Genomic DNA, 15595 nt, shown 5'->3' with positions numbered 1-15595 from the left:
CCACCCCCAGGGGCGCACTCCAGTTTTGCGTCAACGACATGCATCAAGCAACGACCTAAAGCGCGTCGCGTGAATCCGTTTCGACGCGACGCGCTTTAGGCGGTCCTTCAAAATCCTGATCAAGCGGCCCGGGGCGTATCCCAGCGCGAGCCGCCGCCGAAGGAGCCCAGCGCCTTGTCGCGCAGTTCCCTGAACTTGGACGAGGCCTCGGCCAGCCGGTGGTCCCATTCGGGATTGGGCACCTGGCCCTCGATGGCTTCGAAATAAACCTGCATCAGCGAGGCAATGGCGAAGGGCTCGATGAAGGCCGCCTTGAAGGCCCAGGCAAAGACGATGGCCAGCACGAAAGCCCAGCCGGCAAGCTGACCCGGCATGACCCAGAGGATCGCGGCCGCGGGCGCCAGCATCAACAGGAAGATGACGAAGGACACGCCCCACATGATCGCCGCCAGCCAGACGGCGTTCTTGACCATGTGCTTGCCGTTCTGGGCGTAGAGGACGACACCTTGCCTGGCCGTCTCGAAGGGCAAGTTCGAATTGATGCGGATGTTGTAGCCGAGGATGATCTCGTCGACATAGGTCAGCGAGATACGGATGACGGTGTTGATGAAGCTGACGATGCCGCTCAGGCCCGGGATCGGCAGGAAGGCGGCTATCCCGCCGATCAGGCCGGTGATGGCGCGGATGGCGCCCTTGACCAGTTGGTCGACGACGAAAAGGATGTTGGCCTCGGCGAAACGCTGGGTGACCACTTCCTTGGCATAGGCGATCTGGTTCTGGCCGTCAGGGACATCGTGGCCGTCGATCAGATGCACCATGACGGCGATATGGCCCGCCTTCAGCACGTAGAGGATGTATTCGCGGATCCAGTAGACGGCGATCGACACGACGCCGAAGCCGACCACGCCGCCCCAGAGCGCGAAGGACATCGGCCCGTCGGGATCGGTCGAGATGTGGCCGACGCCGTAGCCGACGCTGGCGCCCGTGCCGGTCGCCATGATGTAGGCGACCGTGATGCCGAAATAGACGATCATGCGAAAGACGATGAACGGCCATGTCCGCATCATGATGGACACCGACCTGGCGATGCTGAAGTCCCACATGCCCCGACTCTCCACACCCCCCCGCGCATGATCCCGAAAATCGGAATCGATTTTCGGAGAAGGGTCATGCGCTGAATCAAAGTTTTTACAGCGTCCTTTGCGCGTTCAAAGAACGCGCGGCGCTGTAAGAGTTGGCGGTGGAGGATGCGCTCGCCCCATTGATTGTCAATCGCGGCGGGGTTGCGTCGGCCGGAAAGCGGTGCACAACCCGGTGGCTTGGTTACCCAAGCGTGCCGTCAACCCTCTTGCGCAAGCCTTCGAGCAGTTGCTTGAACGCCGCGATCGCCTTCTTCGACGTCGCTTCGGGATCGTTCGAATTGGCGATGCGCTGCGCGGCCTGGCTGCTGGCGCCATTGATCAGCCGTGAGGTCGTCTCGGGATCAAGCTCTGGAACGACCACCCCCTCGTCCTGCAGCTTCGTCAGATGGTCGGTCATCGAGGCGATGCAAGCGCTGGCATTCGGCCACTGCGCCGGGTCGCCGAGCACCGCCGGACCGTCGCGGAACATGATGCGCTGGATTTCCGGCTCCAGCGCCATTTCGATATAGCTGGTGCATTCATCGACGAAATGCTGCCAGCGGGTCGGCGCCTTCGAAGCCACCTCGTTCACCCGCTCGGCCATTTCGCCGTCGATCTCGGCGATCACCGCCTGCAGCAGCCCCTTCTTGTCGCCGAAATGATGGTAGAGCGCGCCGCGCGTCAGGCCGGCCGACGCGGTGAAATCGTCCATCGAGGCCTCGGCGTAGCCGACCGTGCCGAAGGCGTGGCGGGCGGCCGCGATCAGCTTGGCGCGCGTCTCGGCGATCATCTCCTTGCGCGGTCTGTGCATGGCTCTGGCCCTACTCACATACGTCTCGTATGCCAATTGACATACGCAGCGTATGAATTATCTCACATTCATACGCAGCGCATGTAGTTTTAGTATGCAACCTTGTCGAGGAGCAGGATCATGCGAAACCCCTATGCGGACATCTTTCGGGCTCCCGGCACGAAAGGCTTCGCCACGGCCGCCTTCATCGCGCGGCTGCCGATCGCCATGGCGCCGATCGGCATCGTGGCGATGCTCTCGCAGACGCATGGCGAATATTGGCTGGCCGGGGCGGTCTCCGCGACCTACGCCCTTGTGAATGCTGTTTTGTCACCGCAGATCTCGCGATGGGTGGATCAGCTTGGCCAAAGCGCGATTGCCCTGCCGACCACGCTGGTCTCGGTGCTTGCCTTCACGACATTGATCGTGGCGGCCAACCAGCACTGGCCGGCCTGGACCCTGTTCGGGTCGGCGCTGCTTGCCGCCGCCATGCCCAACATCCCGGCGCTGGTCAGGGCTCGCTGGACAGAGATTTTTCGCGATCGTCCCGAGTTGAGCACCGCCTTCGCGTTCGAATCGGCCGCGGACGAATTGGTCTATGTCGCCGGAGCCTCGCTGTCGGTGGGCTTGAGCGCGGCTCTGTTTCCCGAAGCAGGCATGGTGGTCAGCACGTTGCTGCTCGCGCTCGGTTCGGCGGCATTCCTGCTGCACCGCTCGTCCGAGCCGCCGGTACGTCCGGCGGAACATGGCGCGACCGGTTCGGCTATCCGCCTGCGGCCGGTGCAGATCATCACCTTCGCGCTGATCTTCGTCGGCGCGACCTTCGCCACCACGGAAGTCACCACCGTCGCCATCACCAAGGCGCTCGGCCAGCCCGAGGCTGCAAGCCTCGTCATCGGCGTCTATGCGCTTGGATCCTTCGTGCTCGGCATCATCGTCGGCGCGCTCAGCCTGAAGGCGCCGCTGCAGCGGCAACTCGCGGTCGCGGTCACGGTGATCGCGCTCACCACCCTGCCATTGCTTTTCGCCGACACGGTGCCGACGCTGGCGCTGGCGGTCTTCGTCAGCGGCGTCGCTATCTCGCCGACCTTCATCACAGCCTTCGGCCTGATCGAGCGCCACGTGCCGCCGGCAATGCTCACCGAAGGCGTCACCTGGGTGACCACCGGCATCGGCATCGGCATGGCGCTGGGCTCCTTCGCCGCCGGCTGGATGGTCGACAATTTCGGTCCGCAGAACGGGTTCTGGGTGTCGGTGGCGGCCGGGGCGATCGCGCTGGCCACCGTGCTTGCCGGGCAGTGCCGGCTGGCGACGGGCGATTGCGACGCGGACAGAGGCGAAGCGGTGGTGCCTGCGGAGTGACGATTATTCGGCCGTCCGATCATCATCGCAGACGTTGGAAGTTAGCCGAGACCTACGCGACTTCGTCATTCACGGGCGGAGCGACTCGAAGCGGGGCATAGACCCGAGATGACGAGGTCGCGGAGGCTCCGGCCAATCGCCTCCGTCGCGGAGCTCTGGTCAATCAGCAACGCCGGCGGGGCTGCCGCCAGGACCTTCGGCGCCCCGGCAGCCTAAAGAATCTCGGTCTTGGCGATGTGGATGCCAAAGCCTTCGAGGCCGACATAGTGGCGCTCGCGAGAGGCGATCAGGTTGATCGAGGAGATGCCGAGATCCTTGAGGATCTGGGCGCCGAGGCCGATCTCGCGCCATTCGTTCTCGCGGCGGCGCGCTTCTTCATGATCTTCGCGCTCGCCACTCACAGGGCGCTTGCGCTCCTGGTGGGCGACGCCGACCGAGCCCTCGCGCAGATAGACGATGACGCCGCGCCTGCGCTCGCCCATCGCCTTCATGATGCCGTCGAGGCGATGGCTGGTGCCGAAGACGTCGGTGACGACATCTTCCGAATGCAGACGCACCGGCACATCCTCGCCGTCACGGATGTCGCCGAAGACGACCGCGACATGGTGCATGGAATCCCAGGGCAGCGTGTAGGTGAAGACCTGCGCCTTGCCGCCGGGCGTGTCGATGTCGGAGCAGGCGACGCGCTCGACCAGCGTTTCCTTGCGCTGGCGGTAGGCGATGAGGTCTGCGACCGAGACCTGCTTCAGGCCATGCTGTTCCGCGAAGGCCTGCACTTCAGGGCCGCGCTTGACCGTGCCGTCGTCGTTGACCAGTTCGGAGATGACACCGACGGGGGGCAGGCCGGCAAGCTTGCAGAGGTCGACCGCGGCCTCGGTGTGGCCAGAGCGCATCAAGACACCGCCTTCGCGCGCGATCAGCGGGAAGATATGGCCGGGACGCACGAAATCGGACGGGCCGACATTGCCGTTGGCAAGGTTGCGTACGGTCAACGTGCGGTCGTCGGCGGAAATGCCGGTCGTTGTGCCGTGCTTGAAATCGACGCTGACCGTGAATGCGGTGGTGTGGGCGGAGTCGTTGTCCGCCACCATCGGCGCGAGGTTCAGCCGCCTGGCATCGTCACGCAGCATCGGCGTGCAGACGATGCCGGAGGTGTTGCGGACGATGAAGGCCATCTTCTCCGGCGTGCAGTGGACGGCGGCGACGATCAGATCGCCTTCGTTCTCGCGCCCGTCGTCGTCCATGACGACGACGATCTCGCCGCGCTCGAAGGCGCGGATCGCTTCGACGATCTTCTTCTGGTCGTATGGCATGGCGCGCTCGCTTCGCTCGCAGGAATTAGGCAGTAGGCAGTAGGCAGTAGGCAGTAGGCAGTAGAAGAAAGAAAACGGCTGTGTCGGGCGGTCTACTGCCTAATCCCTACTGCCTACTGCCTTCCCTGTCTGTCCTCTGTGCCGGAGATAATGATCGGCGACCGCGCAGGCAACCATGGCCTCGCCGATCGGCACGGCGCGGATGCCGACGCACGGGTCGTGGCGGCCCTTGGTCATCACCTCGACATCCTTGCCGTCCTTGTCGATCGACTGGCGCGGGGTCAGGATCGACGAGGTCGGCTTGACGGCGAAACGGGCCACAATCGCCTGTCCTGTCGAGATGCCGCCCAGGATGCCGCCAGCATTGTTGGATAAAAACACCGGCTTGCCGTCATTGCCCATGCGCATCTCGTCGGCGTTCTGTTCGCCGGTGATGCGGGCCGCCTCGAAGCCGTTGCCGATCTCGACGCCCTTGACGGCGTTGATCGACATCAGGCCGGACGCGATGTCCTGGTCGAGCTTGGCGTAGATCGGCGCGCCGAGGCCCGGCGGCACGCCATCGGCGACGATCTCGATCACCGCGCCGACCGAGGAGCCGGCCTTGCGGATGCCGTCGAGATACCGGGTGAAGACAGGCACCGAAGCAGGATCGGGTGTGAAGAACGGGTTTTCGGCATCGCCTACGAAATTCCAGTTCCAGTTGGCGCGGTCGATCGATTTCTCGCCCATCGAGACCAGCGCGCCGCGCACCGTCATGCCGGGCACTATCCTGCGCGCCAGGGCGCCCGCCGCCACTCTGGCCGCCGTCTCGCGCGCCGAGGAACGGCCGCCGCCGCGGTGATCGCGCAGACCGTATTTGACGTCGTAGGTGTAGTCGGCATGGCCCGGCCGGTACTGGCGGGCGATCTCGCCATAGTCCTTGGAACGCTGGTCGACATTCTCGATCAGCATCGAAACCGGCGTGCCGGTGGTGATCATCGTCTCGCCGTCCTCGTCGAGGATGAAGCCGGACAGGATCTTGACCTCGTCCGGCTCGCGGCGCTGGGTGACGAAGCGCGACTGTCCAGGGCGGCGGCGGTCGAGCTCGGCCTGGATATCCTCGCGCTTGAAGCGAATGCCAGGCGGGCAGCCATCGACAACGCAGCCGAGCGCGGCGCCGTGGCTTTCACCCCAGGTGGTGACGCGGAAGAGATGGCCGAATGTGTTATGAGACATGGAAAACGCCCTGCCCGGCGGCGGAGCCGGCAACCTGAAGTGGTGCAGCATCCCCTGCGCATCTAAAAGCACGCGCGGCGCTGCCGGCTTGCCTTCTATTGGCGTTTTCCACAGTGGTCAAACGGCTGCATCAAACTGTGATCTGGCGGATTTAGTTTTGACACATTCGGTTGGTTTCTGCTCTCTTCCCATCCGCCGTTGAGGATCCGCCGCTGACCAGCCGGCGCAATGACCAAAGAGGACGACGATGCGTACCCTGATTGGCGCCGCCTGCGCCATGTTGCTGATTTCCACCGCCGCCGCGTTCGCCGGCCAGACCGAAGGCCTGATCAAGAAGGTCGACAAGGACACGCTGACGCTGACGCTTGACGACGGCAAAGCCTACAAGCTCAACGCCGAGACCGATATCGACTCGCTGAAGCCCGGCATGGACATCGTCATCGCCTATGACGTGACCAATGGCGAGAATGTCGTGACGGATATGCAACTGCCCGACAGCGACCAGAACTGAATTCAGGTGAGGCCGGCCTGCGAAGGGCGGCTTCCTGCGCTTCCGGTGCTCACGTACTGAAAGTACGCTCCGCTCCGGTTCTCGGAATCCACCCTTCTCGACTCGGCCTGACCTGAATTTGCCAGGGCGCGATTTGTTAAAGCCACTCCAAGCTCCGGCCTTCCAGTCGCAGCAGTCGGTCCTGCGGCACCTCGAGGCCGGCGGCTTCCTGCTTGGAAAAGCCCGCGACGAAGCGGAAGAAGCAGCGGATGACGCCGCCGTGGGTGACGCAGACGGTCGGCTGACGCAGCGCGTCGAGCCACGGCCTGATCCGCTCGAGCAGCATCTCGTAGCTTTCCGCGCCCTCGCCGGGCGGCTGGAAATCCCATTTGGCGTGGCGACGGCCGTTGGTTGAACCGGGGGCGCGTTCCTCGAGCTCGGCGAAGGTAAAACCTTGCCAGTCGCCGAAGCTTATCTCCACCAGGCGCGCATCGGTGCGGTAGGCGGAGGGATCGAGCCCCATCGCTTCGCGCACCAGTTCCATCGTCTCGCGGGTGCGCCGCATCGGGCTGGCGACGAAGTCGAAATCCGCAGGATTTCTGACGAGCTCCGCCAGCCGCCGGCCGTTGAGCCTCGCCTGCTCGCGGCCAAAATCGTTGAGGTCGGTGTCGGCCTGGCCCTGCAGGCGGTGCTCGGCATTCCACTCGGTCTGGCCGTGGCGCGCGATGTAGACGAGCGGATACATCAGGTCTTCCGTAGGTCGGGCCAGGGCCTGGACGGATGATAAGCGGAGGCGATCAGTCCTTGACGGTCGAGATATCCGGCGCGTCGACCGCCTTCATGCCGACGACATGGTAGCCGGAATCGACATGATGGACCTCGCCGGTCACGCCGCGCGACAGATCCGACAGGAAGTAGACGCCGGAATCGCCGACCTCTTCCTGCGTCACCGTCTGCTTGAGCGGCGAATTGTACTCGTTCCACTTCAGGATATAGCGGAAATCGCCGATGCCGGAGGCGGCCAGCGTCTTGATCGGACCGGCCGAGATCGCGTTGACGCGGATCTTCTTGGCGCCGAGGTCGACGGCGAGATAGCGTACGCTCGCTTCGAGCGCCGCCTTGGCGACGCCCATGACGTTGTAATGCGGCATCACCTTCTCGGCGCCGTAATAGGTCAGCGTCAGCAGCGAGCCGCCATCGGTCATCAGCGGCTCGGCGCGCTTGGCGATGGTGGTGAAGGAATAGACCGAGATGTCCATGGTGCGCAGGAAATTGTCGCGCGTCGTCTCGACATAGCGGCCGGTCAGCTCGTCCTTATCGGAGAAGGCGATGGCATGGACGAGGAAGTCGAGCTTGCCCCAATGCCCGGCGATGTCGGCAAAGACGGCGTCGAGGCTTTCCGGGTCGGTCACGTCGCAATGGCCCGCGACATGCGCGTTGAGCTCGGCCGCGAGCGGCTCGACGCGCTTCTTGAAGGCCTCGCCCTGATAGGTCAGCGCAATTTCGGCGCCATGATCGACGCACGCCTTGGCGATGCCGAAAGCGATCGACCGATTGTTGGCGACGCCCAGGATCAGGCCCCGCTTACCGGCCATCAGGCCCTGTCCACCTGCCATGTGCAAGCTCTCCGCAAGAATATCTGCTTTGTGGAGAGCCCTATCGCACAGGCACAAAGCCCCTTCAAGCGCCCAAAAGATACTGCACCAGGAACAAAATTCCGCCGATCAGCCTTTTTGGCGGCGCATAAGGGCCTCAAGCTCGGCATCGCCGCCTTCCGGCAGCATCAGCCGCACATGGGCATAAAGATCGCCATGGCCGCCGGCCTTTTCCGGCAGACCCCTGCCCTTGAGGCGCAGCACCTTGTCGGAACTCGACCATGCCGGAACGTTGACCGCGAGCTTGCCGGTCGGCGTCTCGACCGCCACCTTGGCGCCGAGCACGGCGTCGGCCAGATCGACAGGCAGATCGACATGCAGGTCGCGCCCTTCGATGCGGTAGCGGGCGTGGCGGCGGATGTGGATCTTGACCAGCGCATCGCCCGGCTGGCCCGGGCCCTGCTCGCCCTGGCCCTTCAGACGAATCGTCTGGCCGTCCTCGACATAGGCCGGCAGCTTGACCGCCACCTTGCGGCCGTCCGGAAACATCGCCGTCACCTTATCGGCGCTGGCTGCCTCTTCGATGCTGATGTCCATGGTGACGTTGAGGTCGGCCGCCTGGACAGGCTGGCGGCGATCGCCCCGGCCGGCGCCGCGGGCCCCGGAAAAGGCATCGCCGAAGATCTGGCTGAAGATGTCGCTGTTGCCGTCGAACGGATCGCCGCCCGGACGTCCGCTACGGAACTCGAAATGCGCGCCGCCCGGGCCCTGCTGACGGCGGAACCCGGCGAATGGATCGCCGCCGGCCGCGCCTTCAAAACCCTGGAATTTCGGCTTGCCCTCGGCGTCGATCTCGCCGCGATCGTAGGCGCCGCGCGCCTTCTCGTCGCCGACGACTTCGTATGCCTGGTTGACGGCGGCAAAACGGTCCTTCGCCTTGGGATCATTCGGATTCTGGTCCGGATGATGCTTCTTGGCGAGCTTGCGATAAGCCGATTTTATGTCCTTGGCCGATGCGTTCTTGGCAACGCCCAGCACCTCATAGGGGTCGCGCATGCTTCCTGCCTGCAAGAGAGATTGAATTCACGGGTCGCCCCCTATATGCGCTCGCATAGGAAGAAATTCCAGTGGCGCAAGGGGAATTGGCGCCCGAAAATCAGAGTGCCCGAAATCAGAGCGCCTTGAATTCCTGCATGCGCCAGCCGCCGGCGCCGGCCAGGCACAGCTCGCCCTTGTAGAGGGCAACGCCGTCGAAGCTCTCGCGCGTGGCGCTGAAACGGCGACAGGTCAGGCCGCCATCCTTCAGTTCCAGCAATTCGGTGATGGCGCCGCGCGAGCCGGTGTCGGCATTGGCCCATGGCACGGACTGGCCGCCCAGTTCCTTGATGTCGGCGGAGGAAACGGCGTTGCCGATGGTGGTCTGGTCGGAGTCCTTGTCGACCGCCGCCGGAGCCGCGGGCGAGGACGGCGCGCTGGAGGTGATGATCGAGCGATCGACCTCCGCCTTTTCCAGGCTGAACCCGCCGGCGCCGCAGGCGGCAAGAGGAAGCGCCAACGTCAACAGCGCAGCCTTGGCACTGGCCGAAGCGATAACGCTCCATTGCCCGCTGTCAAAAGCTTGCGCGATACGCGACAATCGGCGAACTCCTCCCGCAATATTAAAAATTTGGAAAACTATGAACGAAACCGAGTTAACAAGCAGTGACTTCACAGAGGCTGCGGAGCCGTTCCGGCTCTTTGCCGCATGGCTGGAGGACGCAACCAAAAGCGAGATCAACGACGCCAACGGCGTCGCCCTGGCAACCGTCGATGCCGACGGCATGCCGGATGTGCGGATGGTGCTGCTCAAGGGGTTCGACGAAAAGGGGTTTGTCTTCTACACGAATTTCGAGAGCGCCAAGGGCCGCGAGATTCTTGGCAGCATGAAGGCGGCGATGTGCTTCCACTGGAAATCGCTGCGCCGCCAGGTGCGGGTGCGCGGGCCGGTGGAGATCGTCAGCGACGCCGAGGCCGACGCCTATTATGCGACCAGGCCGCGCGGCAGCCGCATCGGCGCCTGGGCCTCGAAACAGTCGCGGCCGCTGGAGGGCCGCTTCGCGCTGGAGAAGGCGGTGGCCGAATACACGGCGCGCTACGCCATCGGCGAGATCCCGCGGCCGAAACACTGGTCGGGCTTCCGCATCCTGCCGCAAACGATCGAGTTCTGGCACGACCGCCCGTTCCGCCTGCATGACCGGGTCGTCTTTTCGCGCAACGCGCAAGGCGGTTGGGACAAGGTCAGGCTTTATCCCTGAAGCACTGTGGCATTGCCCCATGTGTTGCCAGCCGCCTGCGGCACATTGAAGGGCGTGATGATCTGGATGTTGGCCATGCCCGAGACCGGCGATTTCGGCAGCAAACCATGCGCGCGCATGACATGCAGGCAGGCGTTTCGCATGTCGTGGCCGAGATCGTGATGCAGCACGGCGCTGACACGTCCGGCGCGTAGGAGCGCGAGATTGTCGGCGTCGAGGTCATGGCCGACAAAGGCGCGGCACGTGCGGCCGAGCGCGGCGAAGGCTTCGACGATGGCACGGTTGCCGCCGCCGATCGAATAGACGCCGGCAATGTCGGGGTTAGCCCGCAAGGCCGCGAGCGCGAGCATGCCGGTGTTGCGGTCGAGGCCATGGCCCTCGCTGACCTCGATGATGCCGAGCGCCGGATAGCGCTCGCGAAGCGCTTGCCGGAAGCCTATCTCGCGCTCCTCCTCGCCGCGAAACCGGTTGCTGCTGATGGTGACGAGGATGCGCGCCGGTCCGCCGCCAAGCCACTCGCCGAGAAGATAGGCCGCGGTCTCGCCGGCCGCCCGGTTGTCCATGCCGACATAGGCCTGCCGACCCGTGTCGGGAAGATCCGTTACCAGCGTGACGACGGGGATGCCGGCGGTGACCAGCCCGGCCGTCGCGCCCCTCACCTCCGCGACATCGGGCGCCTTGAGGAACACGCCGTTGCTGCCGCGCCGCCGCAAGGCCTCGATGATCGCGACCGTGTCGCCGACGCCGCGCGTCTCGGCGACATGGTAGCGCGCGCGAAAGATCACCGGCTGCAGCGACGGCATCGCCTGCTCCAGCCCCTGCCGCACCGCCTCGCTGAAGCGCGACGGCGCTTCCATGACGACGTCGAGGACAAGCTTGCGGCCGGAAAGGCCGATCTGGGCGCGCTGCTTTTCAAGCTCGCCGATAGCCTGCCTGACCCGCCGTACGGTGTGCTCGCGCACGCCCGGCCTCTCGTTGAGGACGCGGTCGACCGTCGCCAGGCTGAGCCCGGCCTGGAGAGCGATATCCTTGACGAGAAAGGGGCGAGACATCTTCTGAGGTGTTTTTGAGGTGTTTTGGAGGCAACCGGCGCCGCAGATTGCGGTATACGGCAACGACAACCGGGATCGCAACAGGAGGATGCGTCATGAAGGCCGACAACCCAGCCAAGGCCAGGTCCGAACGGGTCTGGCTGACCAAGGACCAGTGCGACATCGAAGGCTTCCGGGCGATCGTCGAGCAAGCGACCAAGCTCGCCGACTACCCCTTCGCCGCCGGCGTCGAAAAGAACGTGCTCGTCTATGACGGCGATGCTGTCCGCAAGGCGGCGGCCGAGCCCGAGACACGCAAGGCGCTGCTGGCGGAGTGGGTCGAGGCGATGACCAGCGGGCCTGGCGTCGTGGCCTTCAAGAAAGCGTTCGCCGACACGGCGCCGATCAATAGGGCGACCAAGCTCTTCAACGAGATGATCGCCGAGCAGCACGCCATCGGGACCGGCGGCGGCGACCATTTCGCCAAGCCGGGCGCCAATGATCGCATCTGGAATGCGCTGGAGAAATTCTGCCTGCGCGATCCGCAAGCCTTCGCCGCCTATTACGGCAACGACATCATCGCATTGATCTCGGAAGCCTGGCTCGGGCCGGCCTATCAGATGACCTCGCAGATCAACTGCGTTAATCCCGGAGGCGCCGCGCAATCGGCGCATCGCGACTATCATCTGGGCTTCCAGACCCCCGAAGTGATCGAGCGCTATCCGGTGCATGTGCACTCCATCTCGCCGGTGCTGACGCTGCAGGGGGCCGTCGCCCATTGCGATATGCCGCTGGAGAGCGGCCCGACGCTCTACCTCCCCTACTCGCAGGCCTATCTGCCCGGATATCTCGCCACCAGCCTGCCGGCGTTCAAGGCATATTTCGCCGAGCATCACGTGCAGCTTGCGTTGGAAAAGGGCGATGCCGCTTTCTTCAACCCGGCGCTGTTCCATGCCGCCGGCAACAACCGCTCCGCCGACATCCGGCGCATGGCCAATCTGCTGCAGGTGTCTTCGGGTTACGGCCGCGCGATGGAGAGCGTGGACCGCACCAGGATGAGCCGCGCGCTCTATCCCGCGATCCAGACGATGCTGGCAGAAGGCGCGATCTCGAAGGCAGCGGCCGCCAACGCGATCGCCTCGACGGCGGAGGGCTATTCCTTCCCGACCAATCTCGATCGCGATCCGCCGATCGGCGGGCTGGCGCCGGAAACGCAGCAAGCGCTGTTCCACCGCGCGCTCGAAGCCGGATGGACAGCAGAGGCTTTCGGCAAGGCGCTAGATGAACAGGCGGCCAAGAAGCTAACGTGACAAGTCCGCGGGCGTCCGCCACAGAGGGCGCCCCTTTCCGGATGGGCTTCGCGCCTATCCCTTCTTGCGGGTCATGAACGCAGTCAGCGCGGCGCGCGCCTCCTCGGATGTCAGCCGCTCGCGGAAATGCTCGCTTTCGACCTTGATGCGGGCGATCAATTCCTCGCGCGGCTCGCGCATCAGGTCGCGCGCGATCTTCAGCGCCTGCGGCGGCTTGGCGGCGATGTCGCCGGCGGCGGCCAGCACCGCGCCTTCCAGCACGTCTTCCGCGACGACGTCGTAGATCATACCGGCCGCCTTGGCGCGCTCGGCCGAAAAGCCTTCGCCGAGGCCGAGCAGCGCGAAGGCGCCCTGCCGGCCGAGGAGCCGCGGCGCGATCAGGCTTGAGCCGGCCTCCGGCACAAGGCCGAGATCGACGAAGGGCGTGCGGAACAGCGTGCGCGGCGTAGCGAAGGTCAGATCGCAATGCAGGTTGAGCGTGGTGCCGATGCCCACCGCAATGCCGTCGACGCCCGACACCATCGGCTTCTCGGCCTTGGCCAGCGCCATCAGGAAATCCCAGACCTCGTTGCCGCCCTCGCCGCCGGTGGCGATGACCAGGAAATCGGCGAGGTCGTTGCCGGCGGAAAAGGCGCCCGGAACGCCGAGGAACACATGCACGCGGACCGTCGGATCGGCGTCGCCTTCGGCAAGGGCGGCTGACATTTTCGCGTACATGGCGCGCGTCAGCGCGTTCTTCTTGTCGGGGCGGTTGATGCGGATGGTCTGCACGGCGCCCTGGCGCTCGACGAGGATATGGTCTGTCACGGTTGGTCCTTTGAAGGTCGAGATGCCTAAGCGGAAATCAGAGCCTCGCCGGCGGCGGCGAGGCTCTCGGCGCCGTCGATGACGCGCTCCTTCAGCGCGCGCGTCTCGCCAAGCAGGTTTTCGGCAAAGAAGCGGCAAAGCGCGATGCGGCCACGGTCGGCCAGCCCGCCCTGCGCCAGATAGGCGCCGCCGGCGGCGAGCGAGATCAGGCGCAGATAGGGCGTGGCGCCGGCCATGGCGGCGTCCGCCTTGCCGCCGGCAAGCAGCTTCTGCAAGAAGCGGGTCGCTTCGTCGAGATCGGCAAGCGCACGGTCGAGATTGTCGGCGGTGCGGCCGAAACCATCGATGTTGGAGGTGCGCACCGCATCGGCCATCGCTTTCAACTCGCCGATATAGGAATGCACATGCTCACCGCCGCCAAGCGGCAGCTTTCGCGCCACAAGATCGATCGCCTGGATGCCGTTGGTGCCTTCATAGATCGGCGCGATGCGGGCGTCGCGATAAAGCGCCGCCGCACCCGTCTCCTCGACGAAGCCCATGCCGCCATGCACCTGGACGCCAAGCGAAGCGACCTCGACGCCGACATCGGTCGAGAAGGCTTTGGCAAGCGGCGTCAGCAGGTTGGCGCGGTCGCGCCAATTGGCGGCGGCCTCGCCCTCGCCGAGGCGCGCGCGGTCGATGGCATGCGCGCAGGAATAGCTGATCGAGCGGGCGATCTGGGTCAGCGCCCGCATGGTGAGCAAACTGCGCTGCACATCGGGATGATGGACGATCGGCGCCATGCCGGAGCCGGAATAGTTCGAGGCCTTGCCCTGGCGGCGCTCATTGGCATAAGCGATCGCCTTCTGCGTGGCTGTCTCAGCGACGGCCACGCCCTGCATGCCCACGGCAAGGCGGGCGTTGTTCATCATCGTGAACATGCAGGCCAGGCCCTTGTTCTCCTCGCCGATCAGCCAGCCGATGGCGCCGGGGTTGGCGCCCTGGAAACCGTCGCCATAGATCATAGTGCAGGTCGGAGAGGCATGGATGCCGAGCTTATGCTCGAGACCGGAACAGAAGACGTCGTTGCGGGCGCCGAGCGAACCATCGTCGTTGACGAAGAACTTCGGCACCAAAAACAGCGAGATGCCGCGCGTTCCGGCCGGCGCGTCGGGCAATCTGGCCAGCACCAGATGCACGATGTTGTCGGTGAAATCGTGCTCGCCATAGGTGATGAACATCTTCTGGCCGAAGATGCGGTAGGTGCCGTCGCCGACGGGCTCGGCACGGCTGCGCAAGGCCGCGAGATCCGAGCCCGCCTGAGGCTCGGTCAGGTTCATCGTGCCCATCCACTCGCCGGAGACGAGTTTTGCGAGGTATTTGGCCTTGAGTTCCTGCGAAGCGTGCTTGTCGAGCGCCTCGACCGCGCCCATGGTGAGCGTCGGGCCGATGCCGAAGGCCATGGCGCCGGAATTCCACATTTCGAGCGCGGCGACGCCGAGCATGGTCGGCAGGCCTTGGCCGCCGAATTCTTCCGGCCCGGACAGCGCGTTCCAGCCGCCGTCGATCCAGCGCCGGTAGAGTTCCTTCCAGCCGGGCGGCGTGGTGACGGCAGCGTCCTTCAGCACCGCGCCATGCTCGTCGCCGATCTTGTAGAGGGGAGCGACCTCCTCGCTGGCGAAGCGCCCGGCCTCGGCCAGGATCGCATCGACCAAGTCCTCGCCGAGATCGCCGAAGGTGCCGGCATCCAGTGCCGGCTTCAGCCCGGCCACCTGCTTCAGCGTGAAGGCGATGTCCTCGACCGGCGCGCGATACATGTCTGCTCCTCCTGCGTTCCAGCCAATCCTAGTGCATGGCCGAAGCGAAACCCATGCGTCGATCTCGCACCTTCTTTTTACGTAAACGTCAAACTTTGTCACGCGGATTTTGCAAGGGTGGACTTCGTCATCCACGGGCGAGCGACGCCATAGAATGACAACCTGACGAGCGTTCGGGGCTAATCACGAACGTGATCGACACTTTTGCCCAACGAAGCGGATCGCGGACCTCAGGGATTAGCCGAAGCGCCCGAACGTCGTCATCCACGGGCGGAGCAAGGAGCGAAGCGACGCGCGCAGACCCGAGGATCCATTCCGTGATCTCGCGCGAGGGATGCAGCGGAGCAGAATTCTGGACCGTGGTAACGCCTTAACGTCACGGAATTGATTCTATGGTCTGCGCCCCGTCGCTTCGCTCCTTGCTTCGCCATAGAATGACGAAATCGCGACGGCCAAGGCCAATTTTCAAGG

The 15595-nt window shown here is 64.7% G+C and carries 15 protein-coding genes; 4 read left to right on the top strand and 11 right to left on the bottom strand.

Annotation, left to right across the window (positions count from 1 at the left end):
• Window positions 1-119 precede the first annotated feature (119 nt).
• Window positions 120-1103, bottom strand: coding sequence for a hypothetical protein (locus tag FJ414_RS26165; protein WP_140647263.1), 984 nt, complete (start codon window positions 1101-1103; stop codon window positions 120-122).
• Window positions 1104-1323: 220 nt separating this feature from the next.
• Window positions 1324-1932 (bottom strand): TetR/AcrR family transcriptional regulator, encoded by a 609-nt coding sequence (locus tag FJ414_RS26160; RefSeq protein WP_140647262.1) that lies wholly within the window; start codon window positions 1930-1932, stop codon window positions 1324-1326.
• A gap of 120 nt (window positions 1933-2052) precedes the next feature.
• On the opposite strand from FJ414_RS26160, the gene FJ414_RS26155 reads away from it, so the two are divergent.
• Complete coding sequence (locus FJ414_RS26155; RefSeq protein WP_140647261.1) at window positions 2053-3273, top strand: MFS transporter; 1221 nt, start codon at window positions 2053-2055, stop codon at window positions 3271-3273.
• Between the two features lie 212 nt (window positions 3274-3485).
• On the opposite strand, the gene ribB is transcribed toward FJ414_RS26155, so the two are convergent.
• A complete protein-coding gene (gene ribB, locus FJ414_RS26150) occupies window positions 3486-4586 on the bottom strand; it encodes a 3,4-dihydroxy-2-butanone-4-phosphate synthase (RefSeq protein WP_140647260.1) in 1101 nt (366 codons plus the stop codon).
• Between the two features lie 99 nt (window positions 4587-4685).
• Window positions 4686-5801 (bottom strand): chorismate synthase, encoded by a 1116-nt coding sequence (aroC, locus tag FJ414_RS26145; protein WP_140647259.1) that lies wholly within the window; start codon window positions 5799-5801, stop codon window positions 4686-4688.
• Window positions 5802-6048: 247 nt separating this feature from the next.
• On the opposite strand from aroC, the gene FJ414_RS26140 reads away from it, so the two are divergent.
• The gene (locus tag FJ414_RS26140; RefSeq protein ID WP_041002438.1) at window positions 6049-6312 is read left to right on the top strand and encodes a DUF1344 domain-containing protein; all 264 of its coding nucleotides are present in this window, start codon (window positions 6049-6051) and stop codon (window positions 6310-6312) included.
• A 136-nt stretch (window positions 6313-6448) separates the two neighbouring features.
• On the opposite strand, the gene FJ414_RS26135 is transcribed toward FJ414_RS26140, so the two are convergent.
• The 4 genes from FJ414_RS26135 to FJ414_RS26120 form a co-directional block, all read right to left on the bottom strand.
• Window positions 6449-7036, bottom strand: a complete 588-nt coding sequence (locus FJ414_RS26135) for a histidine phosphatase family protein (protein WP_140647258.1) — start codon at window positions 7034-7036, stop codon at window positions 6449-6451.
• A gap of 52 nt (window positions 7037-7088) precedes the next feature.
• Window positions 7089-7907, bottom strand: coding sequence for an enoyl-ACP reductase FabI (fabI, locus tag FJ414_RS26130; protein ID WP_140647257.1), 819 nt, complete (start codon window positions 7905-7907; stop codon window positions 7089-7091).
• Between the two features lie 108 nt (window positions 7908-8015).
• Window positions 8016-8942, bottom strand: a complete 927-nt coding sequence (locus tag FJ414_RS26125) for a J domain-containing protein (RefSeq protein WP_140647256.1) — start codon at window positions 8940-8942, stop codon at window positions 8016-8018.
• A gap of 115 nt (window positions 8943-9057) precedes the next feature.
• The gene (locus tag FJ414_RS26120) at window positions 9058-9522 is read right to left on the bottom strand and encodes an RT0821/Lpp0805 family surface protein (protein WP_140647255.1); all 465 of its coding nucleotides are present in this window, start codon (window positions 9520-9522) and stop codon (window positions 9058-9060) included.
• A gap of 40 nt (window positions 9523-9562) precedes the next feature.
• Between FJ414_RS26120 and pdxH the strand changes: the two genes are divergently transcribed.
• A complete protein-coding gene (pdxH, locus tag FJ414_RS26115; protein ID WP_140647254.1) occupies window positions 9563-10180 on the top strand; it encodes a pyridoxamine 5'-phosphate oxidase in 618 nt (205 codons plus the stop codon).
• Here pdxH and FJ414_RS26110 read toward each other — a convergent pair.
• Window positions 10171-11232, bottom strand: coding sequence for a LacI family DNA-binding transcriptional regulator (locus FJ414_RS26110; RefSeq protein WP_140647253.1), 1062 nt, complete (start codon window positions 11230-11232; stop codon window positions 10171-10173). The two genes, pdxH and FJ414_RS26110, sit on opposite strands and share 10 nt — an antisense overlap.
• 95 nt (window positions 11233-11327) lie before the next feature.
• Here FJ414_RS26110 and FJ414_RS26105 point away from each other — a divergent pair, with 95 nt between their 5' ends.
• Entirely contained in the window at window positions 11328-12521 is a 1194-nt protein-coding gene (locus FJ414_RS26105) for a phytanoyl-CoA dioxygenase family protein (protein WP_140647252.1), read from the top strand.
• A gap of 54 nt (window positions 12522-12575) precedes the next feature.
• Here the strand turns inward: FJ414_RS26105 and FJ414_RS26100 are convergent, their stop codons facing one another.
• Together FJ414_RS26100 and FJ414_RS26095 are read right to left on the bottom strand one after the other, a co-directional pair.
• Window positions 12576-13328: a crotonase/enoyl-CoA hydratase family protein gene (locus FJ414_RS26100; protein WP_140647251.1), complete on the bottom strand. Its 753-nt coding sequence runs from the start codon at window positions 13326-13328 to the stop codon at window positions 12576-12578.
• Between the two features lie 26 nt (window positions 13329-13354).
• The gene (locus tag FJ414_RS26095; RefSeq protein WP_140647250.1) at window positions 13355-15124 is read right to left on the bottom strand and encodes an acyl-CoA dehydrogenase family protein; all 1770 of its coding nucleotides are present in this window, start codon (window positions 15122-15124) and stop codon (window positions 13355-13357) included.
• Between the last annotated feature and the right edge of the window lie 471 nt (window positions 15125-15595).

This window comes from Mesorhizobium sp. B3-1-6, assembly GCF_006439555.1.
In the GTDB taxonomy this organism is placed as follows: Bacteria; Pseudomonadota; Alphaproteobacteria; order Rhizobiales; family Rhizobiaceae; genus Mesorhizobium.
The sequence above is the reverse complement of the archived record's forward strand: the minus strand, read 5'-3'. Positions and strand labels throughout refer to the sequence as shown.